Source organism: Aliidiomarina haloalkalitolerans, assembly GCF_003987315.1.
Lineage (GTDB): Bacteria > Pseudomonadota > Gammaproteobacteria > Enterobacterales > Alteromonadaceae > Aliidiomarina > Aliidiomarina haloalkalitolerans.
The window spans coordinates 1-1439 of the sequence record NZ_PIPI01000023.1 but is presented as its reverse complement, the minus strand read 5'-3'; the positions used below and the strand labels follow the sequence as shown (position 1 = coordinate 1439).

At 45.4% G+C, this 1439-nt stretch carries 1 protein-coding gene; it reads right to left on the bottom strand.

Annotated features, from left to right (window positions below; genetic code table 11):
• Positions 1-9: 9 nt before the first annotated feature.
• Positions 10-1341 (bottom strand): IS4 family transposase, encoded by a 1332-nt coding sequence (locus CWE06_RS12325; RefSeq protein WP_126794764.1) that lies wholly within the window; start codon positions 1339-1341, stop codon positions 10-12.
• Positions 1342-1439: the final 98 nt, after the last annotated feature.

Genomic DNA, 1439 nt, shown 5'->3' with positions numbered 1-1439 from the left:
TAATGCCAGTCAGTTAAGCTGACTGGCATTTTTTCTTTTAAGGGGGTATTTCCTTGTTTTCGGCTTCACCCACCTCGGGTAACATCTATCCTCACGGCGTTCTGGTAGTTTAAAGTACCCCATCTGCGTTAGCAGTGCTTCGTATTGTTTTGGAATATTCCCCGGACTACTTAACGATACCGTGACAAAGAAGTGTGTTATCGCCATTGAACAACTCGTGAAGCTCAGCTGGTTTGGCCATACGCTATCCAATCGACTTGCAGCGGCGGTCATGCCCTGCCTAATTAGGTTGTAGCACAACAGCAATCCCCATAGCTCTTGTCGAATCATATCCGGCCGCTTACTTCTCAGCGTGTGCTCACTATTGAGTAATGTCTGTTTCATTTCACGATATCCCAATTCAATTTCCCAACGATATCGATATAAATCAACCATCTCATCTCTTGGAAAACGCATTGGGTCAACCATAGATGACAAGATACGATAGGTTTTTCCGTTAATGGTTTTAGTGACTAACCTAGCATCGATATACTCGGGAAGGTCACTAAAGTTCTTGCGGGCCTGAGGAGTACTGGTTAAGCGTATGTGCTGGTCGTTCTTACTGAAACTGCGGATAACATCGAACTGTAAGTCTTTTTTAGCGGGCAGCATCCAATGCCGTTGCTCGCCTGCCTGATGCCAGCGATTGAGCAAACCTAATGAATAATATCCCTTATCGAAGATAGTTAATGAATGATCTGGCGTCGTTTCTATTAACTCTTCTGCCAGCTTCATCTCATTGGTGCGGTAACCTGCAAAAGCGCTATTGAGGAGTTGGTGGCTTGTTATTTCCATATGACAGACCATACGAACTTGAGGATAGATGCCTTCTTTAAATTGATTACTCTGTGTTTCAAATACTTCGTGATTCTCCTGTGTGTCGGCCGTTCGCCAGACGACACCATCAACGGCAAGCAGGTTTAGTCCTGCCCAAGTTTCAAATTGCGCCGATTCATAGCTGCGCTTTGCCATGACGCGGAACACTTCGCGAACGGCATCTTCACCCAATCGCTGCCGAGCCTGAACCAGAGCGCTCGGCGCCACCAATGGCTTTTTATCTGGCAGCATAATATCCATATGCGTCGCAATATCCCAAACAGATTTTTGCCGATATAAGGACATGCCAATGATTGACCAAAGTACCGCCTCAAGGGGTAACCTTCTTTTGCGTATGGTGGCAACACCCGCTTGTTCAAAGCCTTGCTGTATAAGCTCTGGGGAGAGAAGCTCTGCGTACTTTTCAAAGGTATGGAACGTGCTGCAAGAGTTAAAGGCTACTGCCAATTCACTTTCAAAACGCATAAAAAAATCCGTAATTAGATAACCTAATTACGGATTTTGAACCCTTCTAAGGATCGGTCAACCGATCGCGAAAATTTCTTAACTGATCGGCATTACTC

Coding starts and splice junctions, on each gene's coding strand:
- CWE06_RS12325 (WP_126794764.1), bottom strand. CDS start 1,341: ATGCGTTTTGAAAGTGAATTGGCAGTAGCCTTTAACTCTTGCAGCACG.